The sequence below is a fragment of the Mesorhizobium sp. M0500 genome (assembly GCF_040321165.1).
Lineage (GTDB): Bacteria > Pseudomonadota > Alphaproteobacteria > Rhizobiales > Rhizobiaceae > Mesorhizobium.
On record NZ_JAMYRB010000004.1, the window covers coordinates 370,407 to 396,039 of the forward strand.

General features: G+C 63.7%; 22 protein-coding genes and 1 pseudogene. 11 read left to right on the forward strand and 12 right to left on the reverse strand.

Going from position 1 to position 25,633, the window contains the following annotated elements; all coding sequences use genetic code 11:
* Positions 1-41: 41 nt before the first annotated feature.
* The 9 genes from NKI70_RS11375 (at position 42) to NKI70_RS11415 (ending at position 11,239) form a co-directional block, all read left to right on the forward strand.
* Positions 42-1,130 (forward strand): fatty acid desaturase family protein, encoded by a 1,089-nt coding sequence (locus NKI70_RS11375; RefSeq protein WP_352700180.1) that lies wholly within the window; start codon positions 42-44, stop codon positions 1,128-1,130.
* Between the two features lie 44 nt (positions 1,131-1,174).
* On the forward strand, positions 1,175-1,489 hold the full coding sequence (locus tag NKI70_RS11380; RefSeq protein ID WP_352465283.1) for a MocE family 2Fe-2S type ferredoxin: 315 nt from the start codon (positions 1,175-1,177) through the stop codon (positions 1,487-1,489).
* Between the two features lie 37 nt (positions 1,490-1,526).
* Positions 1,527-2,327, forward strand: a complete 801-nt coding sequence (locus tag NKI70_RS11385) for a 3-methyl-2-oxobutanoate hydroxymethyltransferase (protein WP_023675787.1) — start codon at positions 1,527-1,529, stop codon at positions 2,325-2,327.
* 226 nt (positions 2,328-2,553) lie between these two features.
* Positions 2,554-3,996, forward strand: a complete 1,443-nt coding sequence (locus NKI70_RS11390) for a DHA2 family efflux MFS transporter permease subunit (protein ID WP_352700181.1) — start codon at positions 2,554-2,556, stop codon at positions 3,994-3,996.
* Between the two features lie 279 nt (positions 3,997-4,275).
* Positions 4,276-5,262 carry an ABC transporter permease gene (locus NKI70_RS11395; RefSeq protein ID WP_352724601.1) on the forward strand — a complete coding sequence of 329 codons (987 nt, stop codon included), beginning with the start codon at positions 4,276-4,278 and terminating at the stop codon, positions 5,260-5,262.
* A gap of 59 nt (positions 5,263-5,321) precedes the next feature.
* Positions 5,322-6,347 carry a sugar ABC transporter substrate-binding protein gene (locus NKI70_RS11400; RefSeq protein WP_352465280.1) on the forward strand — a complete coding sequence of 342 codons (1,026 nt, stop codon included), beginning with the start codon at positions 5,322-5,324 and terminating at the stop codon, positions 6,345-6,347.
* 217 nt (positions 6,348-6,564) lie between these two features.
* Positions 6,565-8,688, forward strand: coding sequence for an ABC transporter permease (locus tag NKI70_RS11405; protein WP_352724602.1), 2,124 nt, complete (start codon positions 6,565-6,567; stop codon positions 8,686-8,688).
* Complete coding sequence (locus NKI70_RS11410) at positions 8,685-9,743, forward strand: SMP-30/gluconolactonase/LRE family protein (protein WP_352571248.1); 1,059 nt, start codon at positions 8,685-8,687, stop codon at positions 9,741-9,743. Before NKI70_RS11405 ends, NKI70_RS11410 begins: the two co-directional genes overlap by 4 nt.
* Positions 9,743-11,239 carry a sugar ABC transporter ATP-binding protein gene (locus NKI70_RS11415; protein WP_352571247.1) on the forward strand — a complete coding sequence of 499 codons (1,497 nt, stop codon included), beginning with the start codon at positions 9,743-9,745 and terminating at the stop codon, positions 11,237-11,239. The genes NKI70_RS11410 and NKI70_RS11415 overlap by 1 nt, the downstream gene beginning before the upstream one ends.
* A gap of 304 nt (positions 11,240-11,543) precedes the next feature.
* Here the strand turns inward: NKI70_RS11415 and NKI70_RS11420 are convergent.
* A pseudogene (locus NKI70_RS11420) lies at positions 11,544-12,742 on the reverse strand (IS256 family transposase).
* 336 nt (positions 12,743-13,078) lie between these two features.
* On the opposite strand from NKI70_RS11420, the gene NKI70_RS11425 reads away from it, so the two are divergent.
* A complete protein-coding gene (locus tag NKI70_RS11425) occupies positions 13,079-13,486 on the forward strand; it encodes a carboxymuconolactone decarboxylase family protein (RefSeq protein WP_352571735.1) in 408 nt (135 codons plus the stop codon).
* 213 nt (positions 13,487-13,699) lie between these two features.
* Here NKI70_RS11425 and NKI70_RS11430 read toward each other — a convergent pair whose 3' ends face one another.
* From NKI70_RS11430 to NKI70_RS11480, 11 genes are all read right to left on the reverse strand, one after another.
* Positions 13,700-14,587 carry an amidohydrolase family protein gene (locus NKI70_RS11430; RefSeq protein ID WP_352571803.1) on the reverse strand — a complete coding sequence of 296 codons (888 nt, stop codon included), beginning with the start codon at positions 14,585-14,587 and terminating at the stop codon, positions 13,700-13,702.
* The gene (locus tag NKI70_RS11435) at positions 14,587-15,723 is read right to left on the reverse strand and encodes a vWA domain-containing protein (RefSeq protein ID WP_352571736.1); all 1,137 of its coding nucleotides are present in this window, start codon (positions 15,721-15,723) and stop codon (positions 14,587-14,589) included. The genes NKI70_RS11430 and NKI70_RS11435 overlap by 1 nt, the downstream gene beginning before the upstream one ends.
* Positions 15,724-15,957: 234 nt before the next feature.
* The gene (locus NKI70_RS11440) at positions 15,958-16,854 is read right to left on the reverse strand and encodes an AAA family ATPase (RefSeq protein WP_352700183.1); all 897 of its coding nucleotides are present in this window, start codon (positions 16,852-16,854) and stop codon (positions 15,958-15,960) included.
* A gap of 9 nt (positions 16,855-16,863) precedes the next feature.
* Positions 16,864-17,868 carry a xanthine dehydrogenase family protein molybdopterin-binding subunit gene (locus tag NKI70_RS11445; RefSeq protein ID WP_352571738.1) on the reverse strand — a complete coding sequence of 335 codons (1,005 nt, stop codon included), beginning with the start codon at positions 17,866-17,868 and terminating at the stop codon, positions 16,864-16,866.
* 1 nt (position 17,869) lies between these two features.
* A complete protein-coding gene (locus NKI70_RS11450) occupies positions 17,870-19,237 on the reverse strand; it encodes a xanthine dehydrogenase family protein molybdopterin-binding subunit (RefSeq protein WP_352571739.1) in 1,368 nt (455 codons plus the stop codon).
* Between the two features lie 14 nt (positions 19,238-19,251).
* A complete protein-coding gene (locus NKI70_RS11455; protein ID WP_352503850.1) occupies positions 19,252-19,734 on the reverse strand; it encodes a (2Fe-2S)-binding protein in 483 nt (160 codons plus the stop codon).
* A gap of 49 nt (positions 19,735-19,783) precedes the next feature.
* Positions 19,784-20,578 (reverse strand): FAD binding domain-containing protein, encoded by a 795-nt coding sequence (locus tag NKI70_RS11460; RefSeq protein ID WP_352700184.1) that lies wholly within the window; start codon positions 20,576-20,578, stop codon positions 19,784-19,786.
* 33 nt (positions 20,579-20,611) lie between these two features.
* Positions 20,612-21,055: an SRPBCC family protein gene (locus NKI70_RS11465; RefSeq protein WP_352648639.1), complete on the reverse strand. Its 444-nt coding sequence runs from the start codon at positions 21,053-21,055 to the stop codon at positions 20,612-20,614.
* A 108-nt stretch (positions 21,056-21,163) separates the two neighbouring features.
* Positions 21,164-21,991, reverse strand: a complete 828-nt coding sequence (locus tag NKI70_RS11470) for an AraC family transcriptional regulator (protein WP_352700185.1) — start codon at positions 21,989-21,991, stop codon at positions 21,164-21,166.
* Positions 21,992-22,306: 315 nt separating this feature from the next.
* Positions 22,307-23,305, reverse strand: a complete 999-nt coding sequence (locus NKI70_RS11475) for an ABC transporter permease (protein WP_254820532.1) — start codon at positions 23,303-23,305, stop codon at positions 22,307-22,309.
* Between the two features lie 34 nt (positions 23,306-23,339).
* Positions 23,340-24,080 carry an ATP-binding cassette domain-containing protein gene (locus tag NKI70_RS11480; RefSeq protein ID WP_352700186.1) on the reverse strand — a complete coding sequence of 247 codons (741 nt, stop codon included), beginning with the start codon at positions 24,078-24,080 and terminating at the stop codon, positions 23,340-23,342.
* A gap of 427 nt (positions 24,081-24,507) precedes the next feature.
* On the opposite strand from NKI70_RS11480, the gene NKI70_RS11485 reads away from it, so the two are divergent.
* Positions 24,508-25,497: a sugar-binding protein gene (locus NKI70_RS11485; RefSeq protein ID WP_023675805.1), complete on the forward strand. Its 990-nt coding sequence runs from the start codon at positions 24,508-24,510 to the stop codon at positions 25,495-25,497.
* Positions 25,498-25,633: the final 136 nt, after the last annotated feature.

The following is a 25,633-nucleotide window of genomic DNA, read 5'->3' on the forward strand; positions in this document are numbered from 1 at the left end:
AGCGGGGAGGGCTCGCGGCCGAGAGGGAATTGGAGGTCACAATGGCTGGCACGGTAAAGCGCGATTACAGCCTGGTCGGCGAAAGCACGCGCAGGGCGATCGAGACGGGACTGGCCTCGGCGGAGTGGTACCACACGGATGTCCCCCGCAAGGCGATCAAGGAGTTGATGCAGCGCTCAGACGGCCCGGCGATCCGCGACACGATCATTTGGATCGTCGCCATCCTCGGCTCGGCCGCCGGCGCCATCTATTTCTGGGGCACCTGGTGGTGCGTGCCGTTCTTCTTCGTCTACGGCGTGCTCTACGGCTCCTCCAGCGACTCGCGCTGGCACGAATGCGGCCATGGCACTGCCTTCCGCACGCGCTGGATGAACGATGTCGTCTACCAGATCGCCAGCTTCATGCTGATGCGCAACCCGGTGACCTGGCGCTGGAGCCATGCCCGGCACCATACAGACACGATCATCGTCGGCCGCGACGCCGAGATCGCCGTGATGCGCCCGCCGGACCTTTTGCGTGCGGCGCTGGCTTTCACCGGCATCCTTGATTTTCGCTATTCGCTTCCGGCGCTGGTACGCCAGGCGTTCGGCAAGCTGACGCCCGACGAGAAAAGCTACGTTCCCGAGATGGAACAGCACAAGGCCGTCATCGCGGCGCGCTGGCATATTGCCATCTATATCGCCACGATAGCACTCGCCCTCTACATGCAGTCGTGGGTGCCGGTGGTGCTCATCGGCGTGCCGCGCCTCTACGGCACCTGGCACATGGTGATGACCGGCCTGCTGCAACACATCGGTCTGGCCGACAACGTCGTCGATCACCGGCTCAACACCCGTACCGTGTACATGAACCCGATCAGCCGGTTTATCTACTGGAACATGAACTACCACGTCGAGCACCACATGTTTCCGATGGTGCCCTATCACGCGCTGCCCAAGCTGCATGAATTGATCAAGCACGATCTGCCGGAGCCGAACCCGTCGATATGGCATGCCTATCGCGAGGTCTGGCCTGTCCTGCTCAGGCAGCTCAAATACGAGGATCATTTCCTCAAGCGCGAACTGCCGCCAACGGCCAGGCCCTATCGTGGCGAGTTCCACGAAGTGAACATGTCGGCGGCGGCTGAATAGGCACCGCACCGGCGCCATGCAGAAAATTTCAGGAGAGATATAGAATGGCCGATTGGGTCGAAGCGTGCGCCGTGGACGATGTCGAAGAGGAAGACGTCATTCGCTTCGACCATGGCGGCCGCACCTTCGCGATTTACCGTTCGCCGGACGATGAATTCTTCGCCACCGACGGGTTTTGTACGCATGAGAAGGCGCATCTGGCCGATGGGCTTGTCATGGACGACATCATCGAATGCCCAAAGCACAATGGCCGCTTCAATTACAAGACCGGCCAGGCCAAAGGGGCTCCCGTCTGTGTCAATCTGCAGACCTATGCGGTCAAGGTGGAAGCTGGCAAGGTGATGATCCAGATCGCCTGACCGGCCTTCTGTCACGTAGCAAAGGGGACCAAAATCCATGAGCCGGAAAAGACCGACCGTCGCAGACCTGCGGGCCATGAAGGGCAAGCGGCAGCTGACGATGCTGCGCGTGCTGACGATGGACGAGGCCGAGGCCGCCGAACGCGCCGGCGTCGACATCGTCTCGGTGCCACCGGAGCTGGTGCTCAATCCGCAATACCGCGATGCGGCACCCAGCCTGTTCACCATGCCGGGCGAGAATTTCTTCGAGATCGGCACCGCCGATGATTTCGTCCGCTGGGCGTTCCGGCTCTACAAGGCCAGCGCCGATGCGGTCTATTGCAGCGCCGGCTATGCCACCATCAAGCGGATGGCCGACGACGCCATTCCGGTAATCGGCCATGTCGGCCTCATCCCGTCACGCGCCACCTGGACCGGCGGCTTCAAGGCTGTCGGCAAGACCGCCGACACCGCCATGCAGGTGTTCGAAGCGGTGAAGCAACTGGAGGCCGCCGGCGCGATCGGCGCCGAGATCGAAGTGGTGCCGGTGGAAGTGGCCAAGGCGATCTCGGAACGGACGTCGCTGATCATGCTGTCGATGGGAGCGGGCACCGGCTGTGACGCGCAATATCTGTTCGCCGACGACATCCTCGGCCAGAACCGCGGCCACATGCCTCGGCATTCCAAGGTCTATCGCAATTTCGCCGCCGAATACGATCGCCTGCAGGCCGAACGCATCGCCGCCTTTTCCGAATATGTCGCCGATGTGAACAGCCTGGCCTATCCCGAAGACAGGCACGTCGTGCACATGGACCCGGACCAGCTCAGCCTGTTCCTGGAGAAGATCGAAGCCGCATGAGATACGCCGGCTGCGGCACAAAGCGTCATCGCGGATCGTAAAAGGCCGGTTCGGCGCCAGGGCCAGGTCATCGCATGGCCGGCAGCGATGCCACACGAAAGTTTGTTGGACCAGGTCTGGACGGCACCGGCCAGATGCTGTTGAAACCGGTGCGTCATCGGTTTGCCGGACAATTGTGCGGTTGCCGATGGAGCGGGTGAAAATTCCCCTTCGGACAGTTCTGTGCATGACCGCCATTCCCGAAAACAAAGCCTTGCCCGAAACCGCGCCGGCGGCGCGGCAAGCTCGGCGGGTGGCGCTGATCGTCGCCGTCGCCTTTTTCATGCAGCTTCTGGATTCGACCATCATCTCGACCTCGCTGCCGCAGATGGGAGAATCCTTCGGCGTGCCGGCGGTGGCGATGAGCATCGGCATCACCGTTTATATGCTGACCATGGCGGTGTTCGTGCCGCTGTCCGGCTGGCTTGCCGACCGTTTTGGCGCGCGCAACATCTTCCTCGTGGCGATTGCCCTGTTCACGCTGGCCTCGCTCGTTTGCGGCATCTCACAGAACCTGGCCGAGTTCGTCGCCGCACGCGCGGTTCAGGGCCTGGGCAGCGCGCTGATGACGCCGGTCGGCCGCATCCTGGTCCTGCGCAACGCGCCGAAATCCGAGCTTCTCAACGCCACGGCGCTGATCACCTGGCCGGCGCTGTTCGCGCCGGTGGTCGGGCCGGTGCTTGGCGGCTTCATCACCACCTATCTCTCCTGGCACTGGAATTTCTTTATCAACATTCCGCTTGGGGTTGCCGGTTTGGCGCTGGTCGCCCGCTTCATTCCCGGCGACCGCGAAGGCGGCGCTAGGCCGCTCGACTGGCCGGGCTTCCTGCTGACCTCGGTGGGGCTCGCCGCGATGCTCTATGGCCTCGAGCGCATCGCGCATCCGCAGGAGGGTGTGTTGCCGACCGTGGCACTGCTCGGCACGGGCATTTTGGTCGGCTGGCTGGCGGTGCGGCATCTGGGAAGCGCCAACCATCCGCTGCTCGATCTCACAGCTTTCAAGGTGCAGACCTTCGCCATCTCGACGCTGTCGGCCGGCACGATTTTCCGGATCGCCATCAACGCCACGCCGTTCCTGCTGCCGCTTTTGTTCCAGGTCGGCTTCGGACTGAGCCCAGTCGATGCGGGCATGATGATCCTGGCCTATTTCCTCGGCAATCTCGGCATGAAGGCGGTGACGACGCCGACGCTGAGGCGCTTCGGCTTCCGTTCGGTGCTGATCGTCAACGGGGTGATCGCTTCCTTGTCGATCATGGCCTGCGCGGCGCTTTCGCCGCAGACGCCGCAAGCGTTGGTGGTGGTGCTGATGCTGATCGCCGGCCTTTCGCGATCGATGCAGTTCACCGCGCTCAACACACTGGCCTTCGCCGATGTGGCCTCACCGCAGCGCAGCTCGGCGGCGACGTTGTCCAGCATGCTGCAGCAGGTGGCGATGCTGTTCGGCGTAGCGGTCGCCGCGGCACTGCTCAACCTGTCGCAGATCGCCAGGGGGGCTGCGGCGCTCGATCTCGTCGACTTCCGACTTGCCTTCCTGGTGATCGGCGCAATCGGGCTCGTCGCCTCGTGTCGCTTCCTGGCGTTGCCGAAGGCTGCCGGCGCCGAGGTCTCGGGCCATGTTTTGCGGATTTGACGCGGGAATCCAGCGGCGATCGCGGACATAAATTCTGCCTGCTTCGCTCGTTGTGGAACAAACTTTTGCGAGCGCTCCGATCGGCACGGTTAATGCAAAAGTGCTTGAGTTCCTGGCATTGCGCCAGCCTCGCCAATCGGCGCGTCCAACCGCGGAATTTCCTCGCAAGCCGGCCTGCAATGCGCGGATTCATTTGACGAATTGGTCTTGAGCCGATTAGCTTTCGTTCCGATGGCCGCAGAGGGAGCAGGGCGTAGCCATCGCGGGTGAAAGCGGGCAATGAACGCGACCGGCTGGCTAAACTGGAGAAGCCTGAACCAGGAGGGCGTTGTCTTTGCCATCGCGGTTGTGCTGTTCATTGCCGCCGCCATCGGACTGCCTGGTTTTATCAACTCGAACAATCTCGTTGCCATCGTGCGCTCGGTCTCGGTGCTGGGCATATTGGCGCTCGGCATGGCGGTCGTCATTATCGGCAGGGGCATCGACCTGTCGGCGGTGGCGATCATGGCGATGTCGGTCGCCTGGTATCTGCAACTGCTGAATTCGGGAACATCCGACGGGCTGGCCTTCGCCTATGTGCTCGCTGGCGTTCTCGCCATCGGGCTGTTGAACGGAATCCTGGTCGCCTACGCCGAGGTTCCGGCGATCTTCGTGACGCTGGCGACCGCATCCTTCGTCTTCGGCTATGTGCGCTCACAATTGATCACACAGGACGCCGTGCCGGTGCCGCCCGGCCATTGGGTCGAGCTTCTGGGCGGGCTGCGTTTCCTCGACATCCCGGTCGAGGTCTTTGTCTTCGCCGGGCTGGCTTTCGCCTTTTTCCTGTTCCTGCGCTACACCAAATGGGGTCGCTACGTCTATTTCGCCGGCGACAACCCGGTTGCCGCGCGCAACATCGGCATTCCAGTGCGCCCGATGCTGGTGCTGCGCTACGTGCTGTCGGCCCTGGTCTCGCTGGTGGCCGGCCTGCTCACCGCCGCCAGCCTGCATTCGATCAACACCCGCATCGTCAATTCCACGCTGCTCTACGACATCGTGCTGGTGGCGGTGATCGGCGGCATCGGTCTGTCTGGCGGGCGGGGCGGGGTGCGCAACGTGCTGGTGGGTGCCGCGCTGATCGGCATCCTGCTCAATGCGATGACCATCATCGACATTCCGCTGCTCTATCAGAACCTGATCAAGGCCGCGATCCTGCTGGCGGCGATCATCGTCGATGGGTTCATCAATCCGCGCGACGAGCAGACCGCGCAGCAAGGCGACATTTAGACTGACGCGAACGGTTGGGGCCGGCCGCGAACGACAACGACCAAACCAGAGGATGTGACATGAAAATCATCAGGACGTTTATGGCTGCCGCGGCAGCGCTTGCCGCCTCCGCATTCGTGGCGCCAAGCTTCGCGGCCGAAGATCCGGGTCCGGGCGCCTATTCGCAAGCACTCAAGGGCAAGCGCGTGATGCTGGTACCGATGGCGATGGGCTTCGACCTGGCACAGGGCTGGGCGCATTACCTGAAGACGGAGGTCGAGGCCTGGGGCGGCGTGTTCGAGACGCGTGACCCGAACTGGGTGGTCGATGCCGGCGCGCAGGCGATAACCGACGCAATCTCGTCGGACACCAGGCCGGACGTGCTGATCATCCATTCGCCGGACCTCAACTCCTATGCCAAGCTGATGAAGAAGGCGCAGGCCGCAGGCACCTATGTGCTTTTGGTCGACAATCCGGCGAACTTCCCGGCCGATGCCTTTGTAGGCAGCGACTGGGATCGGCTCGGCCAGCTGGAAGCCGAAGCGGCGATCAAGGGTTGTGGGCCGAACTCGTCCAAGAAGATCGGGCTAGTGCAGGGCGACCAGGCCAACTCGTCGAGCCTCTACCAATATGCCGGCATCATGAAGGTGCTGGACAAGAACCCCGACTTCAAGGTCGTGGCCAAGCCTGACTCCAACTGGGATGCGACGACCTCGCGCAACGTGACGACGACGATGCTGCAGCAGAACCCCGACATCTGCGCCATCATCGATTTCTGGGACGGCGACGCGACCGGCGCATCTGCTGCGATCCGCGATGCCAAGCTCGAGGGCAAAGTCTTTCTGGTCACCACCGGCGGTGGCGAAAAGACCGCCGACTGCGACAAGCTGCAGGACGGCACCTATGGCGCGGTGGTGATGACCGACCTTGCCCGCCAGTCGGGCGACATCAACGCCGTCATCAAGTTCCTGTTGCAGAGTGGCCAGCCGGCCGGCACCTCGCACACCTACATCTACACGCTGGAGAAGGCGACAACCAAGGCCGACCTCAAGCCAGACAGCTGCTGGGACTTGAAAGCACTGCAAGCCCAAGCTGCGGCCAAGTAGGCCGGCTTTCCTGAGCTTGGCGCTGCCCCTCATCCGCCTGCCGGCACCTTCTCCCCGTATAGTGACGGGGAGAAGGGATACGCTCCAACGCTGGCGACCCCCTCTCCCCGTCTCTATACGGGGAGAGGGTAAGGGTGAGGGGCAGCGCAAACCTGAGGCGATTGTTCTGCGGATAGCCCGGCCTCTTTTTCCCTTTTCTCTCGAATAGCAGCAACCGATGTCCTTTCGCGAACGCCTCCAGTCCTGGCGCTACAATCTCGTGCCCGACCATCTCGTCGGCGAGATATTGAGCAAACGCTGGACCGACAACGCCATTCCGTTCCTGGCGCTGGTGGCGACGCTCGGCGTGTTCGGTTCAATCATTCCCGGCTTCTTCAAGCCGATGTCGCTGCAGGAATCGACCCGCCAGCTCGGCGAGTTCTCGCTGGTGGTCACCGGCATGACGGTGGTCATGCTGGGCGGCGGCATCGACCTTTCGGTCGGCTCGATCTTCGCGCTGTCGTGCTTTTCCGCCGTGTTCGTCTTCTTCATCCTCGAACAGTCGATGTGGCTGGCGCTGGCCGCCTCGATCGTCACCGGCCTGCTGTTCGGCGCGATCAATGGCTATCTGATCGGCTATTTCCGCCTGCGCGCTTTCCTGACGACACTGGTCACCTTCATTTTCGGGCGGGCGCTGTTCGACATACTGGTCACCACCTATGCCGCCGACGTGCAGCTTTCCGATGCCACATCGGATGTGCTGGACTTCATCGGCGACGATACCTTTTGGGGCCTGTCGGTTGCGGTGTGGGCGGCGATTATCCTGGCCATCATCACCCACGTCGCGCTGACGCGCTCGCGGCCCGGCTGGCATGTGCAGGCGGTAGGCGGGTCGCGGCGCTCGGCCCACAATGCCGGCATCCGCGTGCGCCACACCGTGTTCATGACTTATGTGTTCTCCGGCTTCTGCGCCTCGCTCGGCGGCTTTCTCATCGCCTGCCGGCTGAGCGGGGCAGGGCCGGGAACCGGCCTCAACCTTGAGGTCATGGCGTTGACGGCGGCGGTCGTCGGCGGCGTCAGCCTGGGCGGCGGCCGCGGTTCGGTGATCAAGGGGCTGATGGGCGCAATCATCGTGCTGACGATGACCAACGGGCTGATCCGGCTGGGCTATGGCACCGGCACCAACCAGATGGTGCTGGGCATCATGCTGGCCGTCGCCGTCACCATCGACATTCGCTGGCTGAAGAACCGCCACAAGGTTCTGGACGAGGTCTATGTCGCACCGGTCTATCTGAAAATGGGCGCAACGCAGTCGGCGGCACCGGGCTCGGGCACGCCTTACGAGCTCGACAATCGGCTGTCTGGGGCTGACCATATCGGGCTCGGCGAGCTGGAAGGGCCGGAAGACGTCATCCTCGACCGCGACGACCATCTCTATTGCGGCACCAGGCATGGCGAGATCGTCCGTTTCTTCGCACCGGACTACAAACGCTCGGAGGTCTTTGCCCATATTGGCGGCTTTCCGCTCGGCCTGGCCTTCGACAAGACAGGCAATCTGATCAGCTGTGTTGGCGCGATGGGCCTTTATTCGGTTTCGCCGCAGCGGGAGGTGAAGCGGCTTTCGGCGGAAACGTCGCGCTCCTGGACCTCGATCGTCGACGATGCGCGGCTGCGCGACCCAAATGATTGCGACATCGCGCCGGACGGCCGCATCTACTTCACCGATTCCACCAAGCGCTATGACGCGCACGACTGGGCGCTGGATTCGATCGAGAACCGCGCCACCGGGCGGCTGCTCGTCTATGATCCGACGGACGGTTCGACCAAGACATTGCTCGACGGCTACCGTTACACCAACGGCGTCTGCATGGCGCATGACGGCAAGTCGCTGTTCTTCGCCGAAAGCTGGGCCTGCCGCGTGCACCGCTACTGGCTGGAAGGGCCGAAGGCGGGCGTTGCCGAATGCGTCATCCGCGACATGCCTGGCTACCCCGACAACATCAACCGAGCGTCGGACGGCAATTACTGGATGGCCTGGCTCGGCATGCGCACGCCAAGCTTCGACCTGTCGCTGCGCCACCCCGACATGCGCAAGCGCATGACGCGCCGGCTGCCGCAGGACGAATGGCTGTTCCCCAACATCAACACCGGCGGCGTGGTGAAATTCAACGAGAAGGGCGGCATCGTCGAAGCGATGGGCGACCTGTCGGGCGCCGCGCATCCGATGGTCACCTCGATGCGCGAGCACAAGGGTTTTCTGTTCGTCGGCGGTATTCTCAACAACCGCATCGGCCGCTACCGGATTGCCGGGGCCGACCCGAACTGGACCAGCCCCGCTTCTTACTGGGGGGCGAAGGCATGATGCTGGACCCGATCCTCGACATCTTCCGCGGCAAGGCGGTGACCATCCCGCCGCTCGACGGCGCCTTCAGGCCGAACACGCTGCTGGACGATGCTGCGGCCTTCGCCGAACTGCTCGAGCCTGATAATCTGCTGGTCGCCGACGGCCGGCTGCTGGTTTCCAGCGGCAATGCCGTCTACGCGCTCGCCGCCGGTGGCGCGCCTGTTCTGGTCGAGACATTTCCGGCCGCAGTCACCGCGCTCGCGCGCTCGCCTGCCGGCGAACTGACGGTCGGGCTCGAAAGCGGCAGGCTGCTGATTGCAGGCAAGGAGGCCGCCCTGCCGGCCGAGATCCGCTGCATCACAGCACTCGCCTACGCGGAAGATGGCACGCTTTGGCTGGCAAATGGCTCGGCCGACCACGGGCCGTCGCAATGGGCCGCCGATCTGATGAAGAAGGGTGCGTCGGGTTCGCTGTGGAAGCGCGATCCGGCAGGCAGCGAATTCCGCAAGCTCGCCGGTGACATCGCCTTTCCCTATGGGCTGCATCCAACCGGCAAGGACGTGTTGGTCGGCGAGAGCTGGCGGCACCAACTCGTCCGCTTCGACGGCGCGACAGGCAGCCGCTCGACGGTGCTGGCGCATCTGCCCGGCTATCCCGCGCGGCTATCGCCCGCCGCCGATGGCGGTGCCTGGCTGGCGCTGTTTGCGCCCCGGAACCGTCTGATCGAATTCGTGCTACAGGAAACGCACTATCGGAACGACATGCTGGCGCAAGTGTCGCCGCAACACTGGATCGCGCCGGCACTCGCCTCCAACCGCAGCTTCCTCGAGCCGCTGCAATGCGGCGGCATCCGCACCATGGGCATCCACAAGCCGTGGTCGCCGAGCCGCTCCTACGGGCTGGTGGTCAGGCTCGATCGGGACATGCGGCCGCGGTACAGCCTGCACAGCCGCGCCAACGGCACGCGCCACGGCATCTGCAGCGTGGCGGAGACAGACGGTCGCCTGTTCATTGCCTCGAAAGGCGGCGATTGCCTGCTGGCCATCGATCTGGCTTCAGGAGGGCATCGCTGATGGAACCGATCGTCCGCCTGGAGAACGTGACCAAGACCTATCGCGGCGTGCCTGCGGTGAAGAATGTCAGCTTCGAGCTGCGCAAGGGCGAGATCCACGCGCTACTCGGCGAGAACGGTGCGGGAAAATCGACGCTGACCAAGATCATCGCCGGCGTCGTCGACGCGACATCGGGAAAGATGTTCCACAAGGGGCAGGAGATCGCCTACGGCTCGCCGCACGCGGCGCTTCAAGCCGGCATCGCCATGGTGTTCCAGGAGACCAGCCTGGTGCCGTCGATGACGGTGGCGCAGAACCTCTACCTCGGCACGGAGCGCTTTCTCAACCGGCTGCGCGGCACCTACATCTCGGCGCAGCAGTTCCTGCAGTCGCTGAACTTCCCGGTCGACCCGAACGCCATGGTGGCGACGCTGGGCGCCGCCAAGCGGCAGATGGTCGAAATTGCGCGCGCCGTCCACCACAATGCCGAGATCATCATCTTCGACGAGCCGACGGCGACGCTGACGCCGGAGGAGAAGCGGCACTTCTTCGCACTGATCCGCCGGCTCAAGGCAAGGGGGGTGTCGATCGTCTTCATCAGCCATGCGCTCGAAGAGGCGCTTGATATCGCCGACCGCATCACCATCCTGCGCGACGGCGAGCTGGTGATCACCGACAATACCGCCGCTTTCGATCGCGACAGGATCGTCGCCGCCATGGTCGGGCGGACGCTTTCGGGACAGCTCTACAGCCAGCGCGACGAGGCCAGGCTGCGCAGGGCCGGCAGGAAGGTGCTGTCGGTACAGGACATCTCGATGAGCAATGTCGTGCGCAACAATTCCTTCTCGATCTTCGAGGGCCAGATCACCGGCGTGTTCGGGCTGATCGGCTCGGGCCGCACCGAGACGTTCAAGATCGTCTCCGGCATCTACAAGCGCGACTTCCTGCGCGGCGGCAGCATCGAACTGCACGACCGGCCGGTGCGCTATCTCGTGCCCAGCGAGGCGGTGGCGGACGGTATCGTCTATGTCACCGAAGACCGCAAAAGCGAGGGGATTTTCGAGACGATGGACGTCGCCGAGAACCTGTTCGGCGGCTTTTTGGCGGCGGGGCGGGAAAAGGGCTGGGTAATCAACGCGCAGGAGATGCGGGCGATGTCTGCCGAATGGACCAGGACGCTGAACGTCAAGGCGATCAACGACAATGCCCGCGTGGTCGAGCTTTCCGGAGGCAACCAGCAGAAGGTGGTGATCGGCAAGGGGCTGGTGCAGAAGCCGCGCATCGTCGTCTTCGACGAGCCGACGCGCGGCGTCGATGTCGGCGCCATCGCCGAGATCCACCAGATCATCAACCGGCTGGCCGATGAAGGCCTCGCCGTCGTCGTCATCTCGTCCTACCTGCCGGAGATCATGAACCTCTCCGACCGCATCCTGGTCTGCCGGCAAGGCCGCATCGTCGAGGAGTTTTCGCCTGCGGAGGCCACGGAGGAGAAGATCATGTACGCGGCCGTGCATTAGGTTCCCGGGCGCGGAAGGTTGACATTTGGATGGTTTTTGCGCCGGCGGATCGTACACTTTGGAGATTGGCCGAGGCGGCCGTCGTTTCGTCATCCTGGGGCGAAGCAAGGAGCGAAGCGACGCGGCGCAGACCCCAGGATCCATGCCGCTACATCAGAGCGCTGCCGCGGTGCAGCATTCTGCTCCGCTGCACGCTTCGAGTTGTGTGCGTCAAGTTCTGCAAAATGGCGTGGCATTGCGGTGACGTCGGCGTGTCCGCCGCGCAGCCCCCGTGTTTAGCGGAGCGGCGGACACATGACGGTGCTCAGGCGGCCAAGGCCCTCAGGCTCTCCTTCTTGTGCTCGCGCAGATGATCCATGTTGAGGTAGCGGGTCGCCTCGAGCCAGTTCTCGTGGATCTCCACCGCCAATGCCCGAACCAGTCGCAGACAGCTCCGCGGGTTGGGGAAGATGCGAACGACCAGGGTGCGCCGCTTGATCTCCTGGTTCAGCCGCTCCAGCATGTTCGTCGACTTCATGTGCTTGTGGTGAGCTAGCGGCAGCCGATAGAAGCTCAGCGTCTCCTCGATGTTATCTTCCACCCAGTTGACCAGCTTCGGGTATTTGGCCTGCCATTTGGCGATCCACTGCGCCAGGTCGCGTTTGACCTCGGCAAGGTCGCGCCGGTCGTAGAACCATCTGAGCTCCATCAGGCAATCGTCGTCGACCTTGCGCGGCACGTAGTCGAGCGCGTTTCTGAGAAAGTGCACGTAGCAGCGCTGCCAGACCGCCTCGGGCAGCACTTCGCGGATTGCCGCCCTGAGCCCCGGATGGTCGTCGGAGACGACGAACTCGACGCCGGCGAGCCCGCGATTCTTGAGCCCCGTCACGAACTCGCGCCAGCTCGAATGGCTCTCCGGTTGGCCAGCTCCACGCCCAGAACCTGGCGCCGGCCCTCCCAATCCACGCCGATCGCCACCAGCACCGCCTGGCTGGCGATCACGCCCGCCTCGCGAGCCCGCTCGTAGCGCGCGTCCAAGATGAGATACGGATAGCTTTCCTCGAGCCGCTGCGTGAAGAACGCCTTGAGCGCCTCATCCAGCCGCATCGTCGCCTCGCTCACCGTCGAGGCCGAGAAAGAGTGGCCGCACAATTCCTCCGTCACCGCCTTCACCTTGCGGGTCGAGACGCCCTGCACGTACATCTCGACCAGCGCCGACACCAATGCCTTCTCCGAACGCTGGTAGCGCTCAAACAACTCCGTCGAGAACCGGCCAGCCCGATCCTGCGGAACGCGAAGCTCCAGCACCCCGACCCGCGTCACCAGCTTGCGCTCGTAATAGCCGGACCGGTAACTCGTCCGCTCCGCCGTCCGCTCCCCTTTCTCGGCCCCGATCGCCTCCGTCATCTCGGCTTCAAGAACCTCCTGCACGACACTCTGCAATGCCTGGCGAAAGCCGTCCTCATCCGACAACAGCAACGCTTTCAACTCGCCTCTGCTCAGTCTAACGTCTCGATTGGTCATGGCACTTCCCCTCCCACGGGAATCGGTGATCGCAATGTCACCACCGTGCCATGGCCGCTCGCCCCTCAGAGCAGGCGCCGTTCTCTCTCCAAAACTTTTTGCAGAACCTTCAGCACACTATCACGCTTCGGCTAAGGTCACGGCATGGATCCCAGGGTCTCCGCGACGGAGCTTCGCTCCTGCTTCGCCCAGGGATGACGAAGGTGAGGGGCCTCGGCCAGCCTTACGGTCTTGCCTCAGCGCGTCAATTGCTGATTCATCCAAGGCGGTTAGCCGCCTTTTCTCCCGACCTGATTCAACGACCTCGCATAACGATCCAAACGAAAGGACCAAGCCATGGCCACGACGAAACTTCTGACCGATGCCGAGGTCCAGGCGATTCCCGCCGTGAAGGCTGTGTTCGACGACATCCGCGCGACGCGCAAATCCGATTTCGTCAACAATTTCTGGCGTGGGCTGGCCAATGATCCGGTCTCGCTGAAGCGGGTCTGGGAGCAGCTCAAGGCGGTGATGGTCGCTGACAGCGCCATCGATCCGCTGACCAAGGAGATGATCTACATCGCCGTCTCGACCGCCAATGGCTGCTCCTATTGCGTCCACTCGCACACCGCCGCAGCGCGGGCCAAAGGCATGACCGACGCGCAGCATGGCGAGTTGGTCTCGATCATCGGGCTGGCCGGGCAAACCAACCAGATGGTGACAGCGCTGCAGATCCCGGTCGATCCGGAATTCGAGGTGAAGTGAGGTGAGGCGCGGCGCCTTCCCTTTTCCCCTTGTGGGAGAAGGTGGCCGAGCGAAGCTCGGTCGGATGAGGGGTGCTGGACGGATCGCGGCCTTGGAGACGTAAGTGCTTCAAATCGCTTGGATTTTCTCCGCCGAGTTTCTTCCAGCACCCCTCATCCGTCTCGGCGCTACGCGCCGATCCACCTTCTCCCACAACGGGAGAAGGGATGCGCGCTACACCGGCCGATAAACCTTCGCCGCAGTGTTCCAGAAAATATCCGCCTCGGCGGCCGCGCCATGTTTGCCTACGGCTGCGCGGTGCGCCCTGATCAGCTCGGCATGGCTGGTCCACAGCTTCTCGATCGGGAAGTTCGAGCCGAACATCAAATGGTCGCTGCCGAAGATGTCGATGGCGTTGTCGACGATATAGCCGATCAGCGCCGGGTCGTTGCGGTGGACGAAGGTGCCGAGGCCGGACAGCTTTGCATAGAGGTTGGGCGCCGCTGACAGCGTGCGCAGGCCGGACTTCCACGCCTCGGTGGTCTCCGGCTCCATGTCGGTCAGCATGCCGGCGTGGGTGAGGATGAAATTGGTCTCGGGGTTGTCGCCGACGAGCGTCAGCCCATCCTTCATCTGGGCGGGGAAAAGCTGCAGGTCGAAGGATAGGCCGTAATCCTTGAGCCGCGCGACATTGGCCCGCACCTTCGGGTCGATGACCTGATCGGCCGAGGCGGCGAAGCGGAAGGCCGGCGTTCCGTGCCAGTGCAGCTGCATGCGCACGCCGCGCAGCAGAGGGTATTTGATCAGCCGGTCGATCCGGGAACGCACGTCGTCCACGGTCATGTCGGCATAGCCGACGATGGCGTGCGGCCAGCCGGTTTCTTCCGCGGTCTTCTGCAGGAACGCGACCTCGTTCTCGAAATCCTCCTTGGCCCAGTTGGTCTGGACATAGACCGCCTTCTCGACGCCCGAGCCTTGCTGGTCGGCGAGGAATTCCTCGATCGGATAGTCGCGGCGGATCGGCTCGTAAGGGCCAAAGATGCGCGGCACCATCGGCCCGACCAGCCATGGCTGGTCCTTTTGGCGCCAGATGTGGAAATGCGCGTCGATCGCCTTCTGCATCACGAAACCCTCTTCCAGATTGCCGCGGCCGCAGGGGCGGGGCGGGCGAGCGACAGGATGAACTCGGTGAGGCCGGCGATCGACGAGCCGTCGACCAGATCGTCGAGCACCGGCAGGATGGTGCGAAGTGCTGCCGTGGCCGGCCGAAAACGCGGATCGCCGGCCAATGGCGTCGCCAGCGAAAGCCGAAAGGCGCGGGCGCTCAGCCGGCGTATCGCCGTCTCCAGCTCGGAATGGTCGCCGCGCTCCAGCGCATCCGACAGGATGACGATTGCCGCCCCGCGTGCAAAGGCGGAGAAGCGCGGCACCGATAGAAACGCGAGCAGCGTCGGTCCCATGCGGGTGCCGCCGTCCCAGTCGTCGACCTGGGCAGCGGCGCGGGCCAGCGCCTGGTCGCGGTCGCGAATGCGCAGCGGCGAGGTGATGCGGGTCAGCCGTGTGCCGAAAGTGAAGACCTCCGCCCGGTCGGCGCCTTGCACGGCCGCATGCGCCAGCTTGAGATAGTCCGAGGTGTAGAGCTTCATCGAGCCGGATACATCGATGAGGATGAGAAGCTTGCGCGGCACCGCCTGCCGCCGGCGCAGCAGCGGCGAGGGGATATCGCCGTCGGCGCTGACGATTTCGCGAAGCGAGCGGCGCAGATCGAGCTTGCCGCGCGCATGCGTGCGTACGGTGCGGAAGGAGCGGCGCGCGGGCAAAGCGGTGGCGAGCTTGCGGCGGAAGGCGGCAAGCCCGTCGCTGTCGCGATGGAACTCGCGGACGCTCAACTGTTCGCTGGCCGAAGACAATTCGCCGCCTTGCTCCTGGCGGACCACCTCGATTTCTTCGTCGCCCGTTGCACCATCGTCCTTGATGCGGGTTTCCTCGTCGGCCTCGCCTTCGACCAGCGCCGCGGCGTCGCCATAGAAATGGCTCCGGAAATGCGCCTCGAATTCGTCGCGGCGGTCGGGCGGCGGCGCCAGCGTGGCGAGGGCCGCTTCGCGGATGTCGGCCATCGAACGGGGACCGAGCAGGGTTACGGCCTGCATGAAGTCTAATACCTGCTCCGGCGCGACAGCAAAGCCATAGCGGCGGAGCAGCCGGCCGAAGCCGAGCATTGGGGTTGCGGCGCGCGGCAAGCTGACTTTGTTACACATGGCTGACAGGTCTTCGGCGTCGCGATCCTTCGCGCCCCCCTCTGTCCTGCCGGACATCTCCCCCACGAGGGGGGAGATTGGCAGTTTCGTTGGCGTCGCCCTTCCTGCAACATTGGAGATTGGCGAAAGCATTCGTGACTGCCAATCTCCCCCCTCGAGGGGGAGATGTCCGGCAGGACAGAGGGGGGCGCCGTAGAGCGCCAGTATTGTGGAAAGAGGCGGGTCGATTGCGCATCACGCCAGCGCCTCCTCGACAATCTTGCCGAGCTCGGGCGCGATGCAGGAAAGGTCCTCCTCGTCTTTGATCAGCACGCCAATGGCCCGGCGGAAGGCTTCCGGCCAGGGGCTGCCGCCCTTTTCGAGGATGGTGGCGGCATTGGCCCATTCGACCGCCTCGGCGATGCCTGGCGGCTTGGCCAGCGGACGCGCGCGGATGTCGCGCACGGCGGAAGCCACGGCGCGCGCCGTGGCCTCGGCGACGTCGCCGGCGCGCAGCATGATGATCTCGGCCTCGCGAATGGCGTCGGGATAGGTGATCGAGTGGTAGACGCAGCGCCGCCGCAGCGCTTCGGCCAGTTCACGGGTGCGGTTCGAGGTCAGGATGACGATCGGCTGCGCCGTCGCGCGAATGGTGCCGCGCTCGGGAATGCTGATCTGGAAATCGGACAGGAATTCCAGCAGCAGCGCTTCGAATTCATGGTCGGAACGGTCGATTTCGTCGACCAGCAACACGCGCTTTTCCGGCGCCTTCAGCACCTGCAGCAGCGGCCGCGCGATAAGGAAACGGTCGTCATAGATGTCGACCTCGTGCTCGCCGGCATGGCGGATGGCGAGCAGCTGGCGCTGGTAGTTCCACTCGTATAGCGCATGTGCGGCGTCGATGCCTTCATAGCATTGCAGCCGCACCAGATCGCGCCCGAGCAGTTCGGCTATCGCCTTCGCCGCTTCGGTCTTGCCGACGCCAGGCGCGCCTTCGAGCAGCAGCGGCTTGCCCAGCCGGATCGCCAGGAAGATTGCGGTGGCCAGGCTTTCATCGGCGAGATAGTGCGAGGCGGCGAGGCGGGACGCCACCGCCTCCGGCGAGGTCGCGACTGTCTCTGCGCTTGAAGTCCGGGCGCTTCTCTTGGGCATTTCCAGCACTCAGTTCGGGGCTTGCGCCTTCAGCGCCCGCAGGATGCGCTCCGGCGTGATCGGCAGCGTGTCGATGCGCACGCCGACGGCGTCGAAGACGGCATTGGCGACCGCCGGGATCTGCGGGTTGGCGCACATTTCGCCCGGCCCCTTGGCGCCATACGGCCCGTCCGCCGAGGGCCGTTCCAGCACGATGATCTCGGTTTGAGCGAGATCCCCAGGACCCGGCATCAGATATTGGTTGAAGTCGGTGCCGCCATGGTCGCGATTGGGATAATAGGGTTCGGTCGTTTCGTAGAGCGCATGGCTGATGCCCATCCACGAGCCTCCGACGAGCTGCTGCTCGACCATTTTCGGGTTCAGCGCGCGGCCGATCTCAAAGACGTTCTTCACGGTCAGCACGGTGACCTCGCCGGTCTCGTCGTCGACCTCGACCTCGGCAACCGTGCAGGCGTGGGCGTAGCAGGTCGACGGCTTCATCGCGCCGGTTTCCTTTTCGGGATAGGAGCGGGGGATCAAAAACATGCCGCGGCCGGAAATTGAACGACCGCGCTTGAAATGCGCCGACAGCGCGACATCGAAGATCGAGATCGATTTCTGCGGCGCGCCCTTGACCAGGATGTTGCCCTGGCCATCGGTCTCGAGGTCGGACGCATTGACTTCAAGCTCCTCGGCCGCCACTTCCAGCATCACCTGGCGGGCTTCCCTGGCCGCCTGGATGACTGCATTGCCGGCGCGGTGCGTGCCGCGCGAGGCGAAGGTGCCCATGCAATGCGGGCCGGTGTCGGTGTCGGCGGTGTCGACGACGACGCGGTCGGTCGGCACGCCGATCGTCTCGGCGCAGATCTGCGCCATGATCTGCTTCATGCCCTGGCCGAGATCGACGCTCGACAGCGTCACCATGAAATTGCCGGTCGGCGTCGAATGGACCAGCGCCTGGGTCGGGTCGCCGCCGAGATTCATGCCGGTCGGATAGTTGATCGCGGCGACGCCGCGTCCGCGCCTGATCGCCATCTCAAACTCCCTTCGCGTAAGACGACATCGCCATGAATTTTTCTGCCACGGGCCAGTTGGCGGCGCGCGAGGCTTCCTGCATGCACTCGATCAGCGCAGCACCCTCGGTCGGCTGCCGATGTGCTTTCATGTCGCCATCGCGATAGGCGTTGATGAAACGGAATTCGAGCGGGTCCATGCCGATCAGCCGGGCGAGCTTGTCCATCTGTACCTCCAGCGCGAAATCGCCGATCGTCACGCCGAAGCCACGCATCGCAGAGGACGGGGTGCGGTTGGTGTAGACGCAGTAGGTGTCGATCCAGACATTCGGGATCGTATACGGGCCGGGATAATGCCCGGCGCCCTTCTGCGCGCCGTAGGGCGAATGGCGCGAATAGGCGCCGGCGTCGGTGTAGCCGGTCACTTTGCGCGCGACGATGCGGCCGTCGTTCATGACGCCGTCCTTGATGACGACTTTCTCGGCGGCGCGCGGCGAGGAAATCTGCATCTCTTCCTCGCGGCTGTAGATAAAACAGACCGGTCGTCCTGTTATTTTGGCGCCAAGGATGGCGATCGGCTCGACGATGACGTCGACCTTGCCGCCAAAGCCGCCGCCGACAGTGCCGCCGACGAAATGCAACTTGTTGCCGGGCATCTGCAGGATGATCGAGGCGTTATCGAGAGTGAAGAACATCGCCTGCGTGTTGGTGTAGCAGGTGAAGCGGTCGTTGCCCTCCGGCGCGACGATGCAGCCGGTCGTTTCGGTCGGCGCATGCTCGATCGGTGAAGACTGGTAGGTCTGTTCGAGCACGTGGTCGGCTCCTGTAAAGCTTGCCTCGACATCGCCGAAGCGCACCTTGCGGCATTCGCCGCTGTCGTAGAGGTAATAATTCCGGCCATGGTACTCATTGACGATCGGCGCGCCGGGCTTCAGCGCTTCCTCCATGTCGAAGACGGCCGGCAGCACTTCGTAATCGACCTTGACCTTGGCGGCGGCTTCCTGCGCGGCGCGCTCGGTCTCGGCCAGCACCGCCACCACGGCCTCGCCCTTCCAGCGCACCTTGCCGTCGGCCAGCACCGTCTCGTCCTCCGGCCCGATCTGGATCAGGATCAGGATGGTGTAGACATTGTGCGGCACATCCTTGGCGGTCAGCACCTTGACGACGCCGGGGTGCTTTTCCGCCTCTGACGTATCGATGCTGCGGATGCGGGCGTGATGATGCGGGCTGCGCACCATCTTCAGGTGCAGCATGCCGGGAAAATTGCGGTCGGCGAAATAGGCGGTCTTGCCGGTGACATGGCCGGGCGAATCCGATCGCGGCCGCGGCTGGCCGATCTCGTGCAGATCGTCCTTGCGCTGGTCGGCGAAATAGCTCTTGCGGAGTTCCATTTTCTTGACTCCCCTCAAGCCGCGTTCTGCGAATTGGAGCGCGCGGCGCTCAGCACAGCCTGGATGATCGGCTCGTAACCGGTGCAGCGGCAGATATTGCCCGACAACGCCTCGACCACGTCCTCGCGGCTGGGGTTCGGGGTTTGGTCGAGCAGCACCTTGGCGGCCATGATCATGCCCGGCGTGCAGAAACCGCATTGCGTGGCGAAAGCATCGAGGAAAGCGCGTTGCAGCGGATGCAGCACGCCGCCTTCCGCCAGTCCCGAGGTGGTGGTGACGGTTGCGCCGTTGCAGGTCTCGGCCAGCGTCAGGCAGGACAGCCTGAGCTCGCCGTCGATGATGACCGAGCAGGCGCCACAGGTGCCTTGATGGCAGCCGCCCTTCGGCGAGGTGTCGCCGATCTTGTCGCGCAGCGCATGAAGCAGCGTTGTGCCGCTGTCGATGAATTCGGCCTTTTCGGCACCATTGAGCGTGAACTGAACCGGGACCTTTGCCATCTTTTTACTCCTTGCGCCGCAGCCAGGCGGACATACGCGCCACGGTCTTTCAGGCGAGCAGCAGCCGGCCGAGATGGACCGGCAGGACTTCGTTGCGATACCAGGCACTGGCGATCGGATCGGTTCGCGGCGAAGTGCCGTCGCGGGCAACAGCCAGTGCCGGTGCGATGCCCTCGCTCGTGAGTTCCCGGCCAATCAGGGCCTTCTCCGCCGCCCTGGCACGGATCGGCCGGTCGGCCATGCAGCCGAACGCGATCCGCGCTGACGACACGGTGCCGTCCGGTGCGTGCTCCAGCACGGTCGCGATGCTCAGCACCGAAATGCCCTTTGGCTTGACCCTCGACACTTTCAGGAAGCGAAAGCCGCCTTCCTTCGGAATCGTGAAGCCGACCGCAGTGACGATGGCGTGGTTGCTTTCGCGCTTTGCGAGGAATGTCTCAATCGGCAGCTCGCCGTCATCGGCGCTGACAGTTGCATCCAAAGCCAGCAGCGCAACGGTGAAATCGCCGTAAGGCGTTGGCGCGAAGAGATTGCCGCCGACGCTCGCCATGTTGCGGATCGCCGGGCCGCCGACGGCGCGCGCGGCGTGGGCAAGAGTGGCCAGATCCGGGTGACGGGCGATCGCCGCCATGGTCACCGAGGCGCCGATGCGGACCGTGCCGCCGGAGACGCTGATGGCCGACAACGCCGGGTCGGTCGACCTGACGAAACCGGAGATCGACACGTCGCCTTCATTGACGGCGCGCACGACCAGCGTGCCGCCACCGAGATAGCGGGCGCCGGCGGCTTTCAGCGCCGCGCTGGCGTCCTTCACCGTCGCGAAAGTCTGCAATGCAAGCGTCATGGAACGCTCCCTTTTTCGGGCTTAGTCCGTCATTCAACTCTGGCCGGCAAAGTGGTTCTTCAGGGCGTTGAACCCGCCCTGGAAAACATTGGCGCCCATGCCTTCGGCCAATTTATCGGCTTCCTCAGGAGCGGCGTCGAAGCTGGCGGTCCATTCGGCATAGGTGCGGTCGCCGTCGGTCACCCGCCGCAACTGCAGCGTCGCCTTGTGGTTGGTGAGCGGCTGCGGCGTCTCCAGGATGGCGTAGCTGACGAGGAAGTTCTCGTCGGAGAAGTCGAGCAGCTTTTCGCGCAGGCGCGCGCCGCTGGCGAGCTGGAAATTGCGCACGCAGCCGATCGTGCCGGCATCCTTGCCGTCTTCGATATGGCTTTCGACCATGCGCGGGTGCCAGCTCGGCAGGCCGTTGAAGTCGCGTATGCGCGCCCAGACCTTTTCGACCGGCGCGTCGATGACGCTGGAGATGGTGACTTTCGCCATATGATCGTTCCCTTGCAAATCGGCTGCCTGGGAGGGTAGGGCGGCAGGCTCGGCAGCGCTTATCAATGCGTCTTGAACGCCTATCAAATAGTCTGAAAAAACGGGCGCTCAGCTGATCGCCCGCGCCGCCTCGCGGTAAAGCGTCGGCGGGACGCCGACATGGTCGCGGAAGAAGCGCGAGAAATTGCCTTGCGTGGTGAAGCCGAGATTGCAGGCGACCGAGATCAGCGGCTCCTGCGACCACTGCAATTGCCGCACCGCTTCCTCCATGCGCAGCGTGTTCCAATAGACGTTGGGCGTCAGATTGGTCTGTTCCTTGAACAGCGCGAAAAAATGCGGCCGCGACAGGCCGACGCTGCGCGCCATGTCGTCGAAGCAGATACGCTCGCAGACATTGGCTTTCATCAGCTGGATCGCCTTGCGGACGCGGAAGTCCTGCATGGTGTTGACGCGGGCGCGCACCGTCTGCGGTGCGGACGCGTCGGCGGCATCGAGCACGCTGTCGATGAAGCGCTCGATCTCGTAATTGGCGATGTCGTCGATGCTCTCATTGTCGCTGAGATGGTCGAGGAGGTTAGCCGCTGACTTGTGCAGCCAAGGCTCGAGCGTGATTGCCGGGGTGGAGAACAGCGGCGCGGAGGAAGGCAGCTCGCGGCGCCTTCGAGCCCAGTCCGGATCGATGTAAAAGGCGAGGAACAGGCCGGGCGTGCCGTCGCGGGACAGAGCGTGGCTGTGCGGCTGGAAGGAATTGATGCCGGCGGCGGTGCCCGGTCCAAGCCGCACCGTCTCGCGGCCGATGGTCATCTCGCCGGCCGTGCCTTCCAGCCAGATGATGATATGCGCCTCGACATGGGCATGGGTGACGAAGTCGCTGGCGACGTTCAGGACAGAAACATGTCCGAACCGGCCCCAGTAGAGCCTGATCGCTTCCGTCATGGGTATATCCTCCCGCAGGCGACTGGCCTCCCTTCGCCTGCTGCGAGCGATTGTGCGGCGCAGTTCGGGCTTGCGTCAAGACGGATGTGCACGTCCGGGCGCCGGCCATGCGCCGCAGCGGCGGATTTTCAGACCCGGCGATAGGAGCGCGTCCCCTTGTCCCCCTGTGGGAGAAGGTGGATCGGCGCGCTAGCGCCGAGACGGTTGAGGGGTGTTGGAAGAAATGAGGCGATGCCAAGCTGGAGCACCCCTCATCCGTCGCCTTCGGCGACACCTTCTCCCACAAGGGGAGAAGGGGGAGGCTGCGCTTGAACGTCAGTCGTTGCGCCTGAAATTGCGGATGCGGTCGAACAGCACGGCGAGCAGGATGGCGCCGCCGATGAACACGCCTTGCCAGAAGGCATTGATGCCGAGCAGGCCGAGGCTGTTGCGGATGACCTCGATCAGCGCCGCGCCGACGACCGCACCGAAGGCCGTGCCCATGCCGCCGGCCAGGTTGGCGCCGCCGATGACGGTGGCGGCGATCACCTGAAGCTCCATGCCGTTGCCGAGATTGGTGGTGACCGCGCCCAGCCAGCCGGTCTGGATGATGCCGGCAAGGCCAGCCGCCAATGCCGAGATCATGTAGACGACGACCTTGATCTGGCGCACCGGAACGCCGGTCAGCGTTGCCGCATGCTCGTTGCCGCCGATGGCGAAGATGTGCCGGCCGAATTTCGTCCAGCGCAGCACAAAGCCGGTGATCAACGCCAGCACGATCATGTAAAGCACCGGATTGGCGATGCCGAACACCCAGGCGCCGCCGCCCAGCGCCAGCAGCTTGTCGTGATCCGGCCCGAACTGGAAGACGACGGTGTTGTTGGAGGCGACCATGGCAAGGCTGCGTGCGATCGACAGCATGCCGAGCGTCACCACGAAGGGCGGGAAGCCGAGATAGGCGATCAGAACCCCGTTGAAGGCGCCGATGATCAGCGCTGTCGCGATCGCAGCGCCAATGCCTATCTCGATGCCGTAGCCGGCATGCATGGTCACGGCCAGCACCATCGAGCACAGGCAAAGCACCGAGCCGACCGACAGGTCGATACCGCCGGTGATGATGACGAAGGTCATACCGAGCGCCACGATGGCGACGAAGGTGACGTTGCGGGTGATGTTGTAGAGGTTCTTGGTCGTGGCAAAGGAATCCGTGGCCACCGACAGGAACAGGCAGGCGAGGATGACCGCGATCACCACCCAGAAGGTCTGGCTGGCAAACACCTTGCTCAGCAAGGTGTGCTGCTTGTGCGCGATCGTCTGATCAAGGGTGACTGCCATTATCGACCTTTTTTACTCATGGTTGAGGCGTCAATCATACCTGTTCGATGGCGCCGGTGATGAGCCCGGTGACTTCTTCCGGCGAACTCGATGCGATCGTCTTGTCGGCGACCTTGCGGCCGCGCCGCATGACGATGACGCGGTCGGCGACGTCAAAGACGTCGGGCATGCGGTGGCTGATCAGCACGACGGCGATGCCCTGGTCGCGCAAATGGCGGATCAGGTTCAGCACCTCGGCGACCTGGCGCACCGAGATCGCCGCCGTCGGCTCGTCCATCAGCACGATCTTGGCCTGCGAAAGCATGGTGCGGGCGATCGCCACCGCCTGCCGCTGGCCGCCCGACATTTGTTTGACCAGGTCGCGCGGGCGCGTTTCGGATTTCAGCTCGGCGAAGATCTGGCCGGCACGCTTGTACATCGCAGCATAGTCGAGGATGCGAAGCGGCCCGAGGCCGCGGCCCAATTCACGGCCGAGATAGACGTTGGCGGCGGCCGTCAGATTGTTGCACAGTGCCAGGTCCTGATGGACGATTTCGATGCCGTGCTGGCGCGCCTCGACCGGCTTGTGCAGGATCAGCTCCTTGCCGTCCATCTGCATCGTGCCATGGCTCGGCGGGAAATTGCCGGCGATCATCTTGACCAGCGTCGACTTGCCGGCGCCGTTGTCGCCCATCAGGCCGACAACCTGTCCGGCCTCGATCGACAACGAAACGTCGTTGACCGCCTGGATGGCGCCAAAATGCTTCGAGATGTTGGTGAGTTCGAGAACCGCCACCAGCCTTCTTGCCTCCCCGTGCTTTGCGGCCTGCGGTTCTGCCGCGGCCTTTCGCTCTCCCCAGTTCCTCCCGGAGGCAGCGATTTTGCCCATTTACGCATAAGCCACCTTGGCGTCAACCACGGCTTCTTTCGAAAAATCAGTTTTGTAGGACAAATAGCATTGACGTCGGTGACAAGGCGATATTAGCTAAGTGTCGGAGGAGCTTGCGCCGATCCCCCGGGGTTGCCGGGAGGAATCGGTGAGGGTTTGTCGGTCAGGGATTTGGCAACCAGCAGTATCTGTCGGTGCCGGTCTGAGACTGAATATGAAAATGCTTATCGACCTGGCTTGGCGACACGAGTGCGACGTCCTCTGTCATCTTGCTCCGGGTCGATCTGTGTGTGGCGGGCACGCCGTGTCCGTTTGTTTCAAAGGGAGGACTGACATGAGGAAATCACTATTGCTCGCTGCCGCCGCCGTCATGGCGTTGGGTGCCGGGCCGGCTATGGCCAAGAAACAGCTCGTCATCGTGGTGAAGGGTCTGGACAATCCATTCTTCGAGGCCATCCACCAGGGTTGCGAGAAGTGGAACAAGGAAAACGCCAGCTCGGAATATGAGTGCTTCTACACCGGACCAGCGTCGACCTCGGATGAGGCCGGTGAAGCCCAGATCGTCCAGGACATGCTGAGCAAGCCCGATACGGTGGCAATGGCGATTTCGCCATCGAACGCGCCGCTGATCGCGCAGACGATCAAAAGCGCCAATCCGTCGATCCCGATCATGACCCTCGACGCCGACCTCAGCAAGGAAGATGCGGCGCTGCGCAAGACCTATCTCGGCACCGACAATTACCTGATGGGTCACAAGATCGGCGAATACATCAAGAAGGCCAAGCCGAATGGCGGCAAGATCTGCACCATCGAAGGCAATCCGGCCGCCGACAACATCCTGCGCCGCGCGCAGGGCATGCGTGACGCGCTGTCGGGCAAGGACGGCCTCGCGGCGCTGGCAGGCGAAGGCGGCTGGACGGAAGTTGCCGGCTGCCCGGTGTTCACCAATGACGACGGCGCCAAGGGCGTGCAGGCGATGACCGACATCCTCGCCGCCAATCCCGATCTCGACGCCTTCGGCATCATGGGCGGCTGGCCGCTGTTCGGCGCTCCGCAGCCCTACCGCGACCTGTTCAAGCCGATGGCCGACAAGATCGCCAGCAACGCCTTCGTCATCGGCGCCGCCGACACGATCGGCGACGAGGTGGCGATTGCCCGTGACGGACTGGTGACCGCGCTGGTTGGCCAGCGGCCGTTCGAGATGGGCTACAAGGCGCCCTCGGTGATGATCGACCTGGTCGACGGCAAGCCGGTCGCCGATCCGGTGTTCACCGGCCTCGACGAATGCACCAAGGACACCGTCGACACCTGCATCCAGAAGTAGGTTCGCAGTTTCGGGGGGGGCCCCCCGCCGCGCGCGCCGCAGGCCGACAGAAAAAAAAAAACACCACAGCGCGGGGACGAAATAAGCGGAAGGCCGGGAGGTATTAATAAAATAAAAAAAAAAACCCCCCCAACAG

Coding starts and splice junctions, on each gene's coding strand:
- NKI70_RS11375 (WP_352700180.1), top strand. CDS start 42: ATGGCTGGCACGGTAAAGCGCGATTACAGCCTGGTCGGCGAAAGCACG.
- NKI70_RS11380 (WP_352465283.1), top strand. CDS start 1,175: ATGGCCGATTGGGTCGAAGCGTGCGCCGTGGACGATGTCGAAGAGGAA.
- NKI70_RS11385 (WP_023675787.1), top strand. CDS start 1,527: ATGAGCCGGAAAAGACCGACCGTCGCAGACCTGCGGGCCATGAAGGGC.
- NKI70_RS11390 (WP_352700181.1), top strand. CDS start 2,554: ATGACCGCCATTCCCGAAAACAAAGCCTTGCCCGAAACCGCGCCGGCG.
- NKI70_RS11395 (WP_352724601.1), top strand. CDS start 4,276: ATGAACGCGACCGGCTGGCTAAACTGGAGAAGCCTGAACCAGGAGGGC.
- NKI70_RS11400 (WP_352465280.1), top strand. CDS start 5,322: ATGAAAATCATCAGGACGTTTATGGCTGCCGCGGCAGCGCTTGCCGCC.
- NKI70_RS11405 (WP_352724602.1), top strand. CDS start 6,565: ATGTCCTTTCGCGAACGCCTCCAGTCCTGGCGCTACAATCTCGTGCCC.
- NKI70_RS11410 (WP_352571248.1), top strand. CDS start 8,685: ATGATGCTGGACCCGATCCTCGACATCTTCCGCGGCAAGGCGGTGACC.
- NKI70_RS11415 (WP_352571247.1), top strand. CDS start 9,743: ATGGAACCGATCGTCCGCCTGGAGAACGTGACCAAGACCTATCGCGGC.
- NKI70_RS11425 (WP_352571735.1), top strand. CDS start 13,079: ATGGCCACGACGAAACTTCTGACCGATGCCGAGGTCCAGGCGATTCCC.
- NKI70_RS11430 (WP_352571803.1), bottom strand. CDS start 14,587: ATGCAGAAGGCGATCGACGCGCATTTCCACATCTGGCGCCAAAAGGAC.
- NKI70_RS11435 (WP_352571736.1), bottom strand. CDS start 15,723: ATGTGTAACAAAGTCAGCTTGCCGCGCGCCGCAACCCCAATGCTCGGC.
- NKI70_RS11440 (WP_352700183.1), bottom strand. CDS start 16,854: ATGCCCAAGAGAAGCGCCCGGACTTCAAGCGCAGAGACAGTCGCGACC.
- NKI70_RS11445 (WP_352571738.1), bottom strand. CDS start 17,868: ATGGCGATCAGGCGCGGACGCGGCGTCGCCGCGATCAACTATCCGACC.
- NKI70_RS11450 (WP_352571739.1), bottom strand. CDS start 19,237: ATGGAACTCCGCAAGAGCTATTTCGCCGACCAGCGCAAGGACGATCTG.
- NKI70_RS11455 (WP_352503850.1), bottom strand. CDS start 19,734: ATGGCAAAGGTCCCGGTTCAGTTCACGCTCAATGGTGCCGAAAAGGCC.
- NKI70_RS11460 (WP_352700184.1), bottom strand. CDS start 20,578: ATGACGCTTGCATTGCAGACTTTCGCGACGGTGAAGGACGCCAGCGCG.
- NKI70_RS11465 (WP_352648639.1), bottom strand. CDS start 21,055: ATGGCGAAAGTCACCATCTCCAGCGTCATCGACGCGCCGGTCGAAAAG.
- NKI70_RS11470 (WP_352700185.1), bottom strand. CDS start 21,991: ATGACGGAAGCGATCAGGCTCTACTGGGGCCGGTTCGGACATGTTTCT.
- NKI70_RS11475 (WP_254820532.1), bottom strand. CDS start 23,305: ATGGCAGTCACCCTTGATCAGACGATCGCGCACAAGCAGCACACCTTG.
- NKI70_RS11485 (WP_023675805.1), top strand. CDS start 24,508: ATGAGGAAATCACTATTGCTCGCTGCCGCCGCCGTCATGGCGTTGGGT.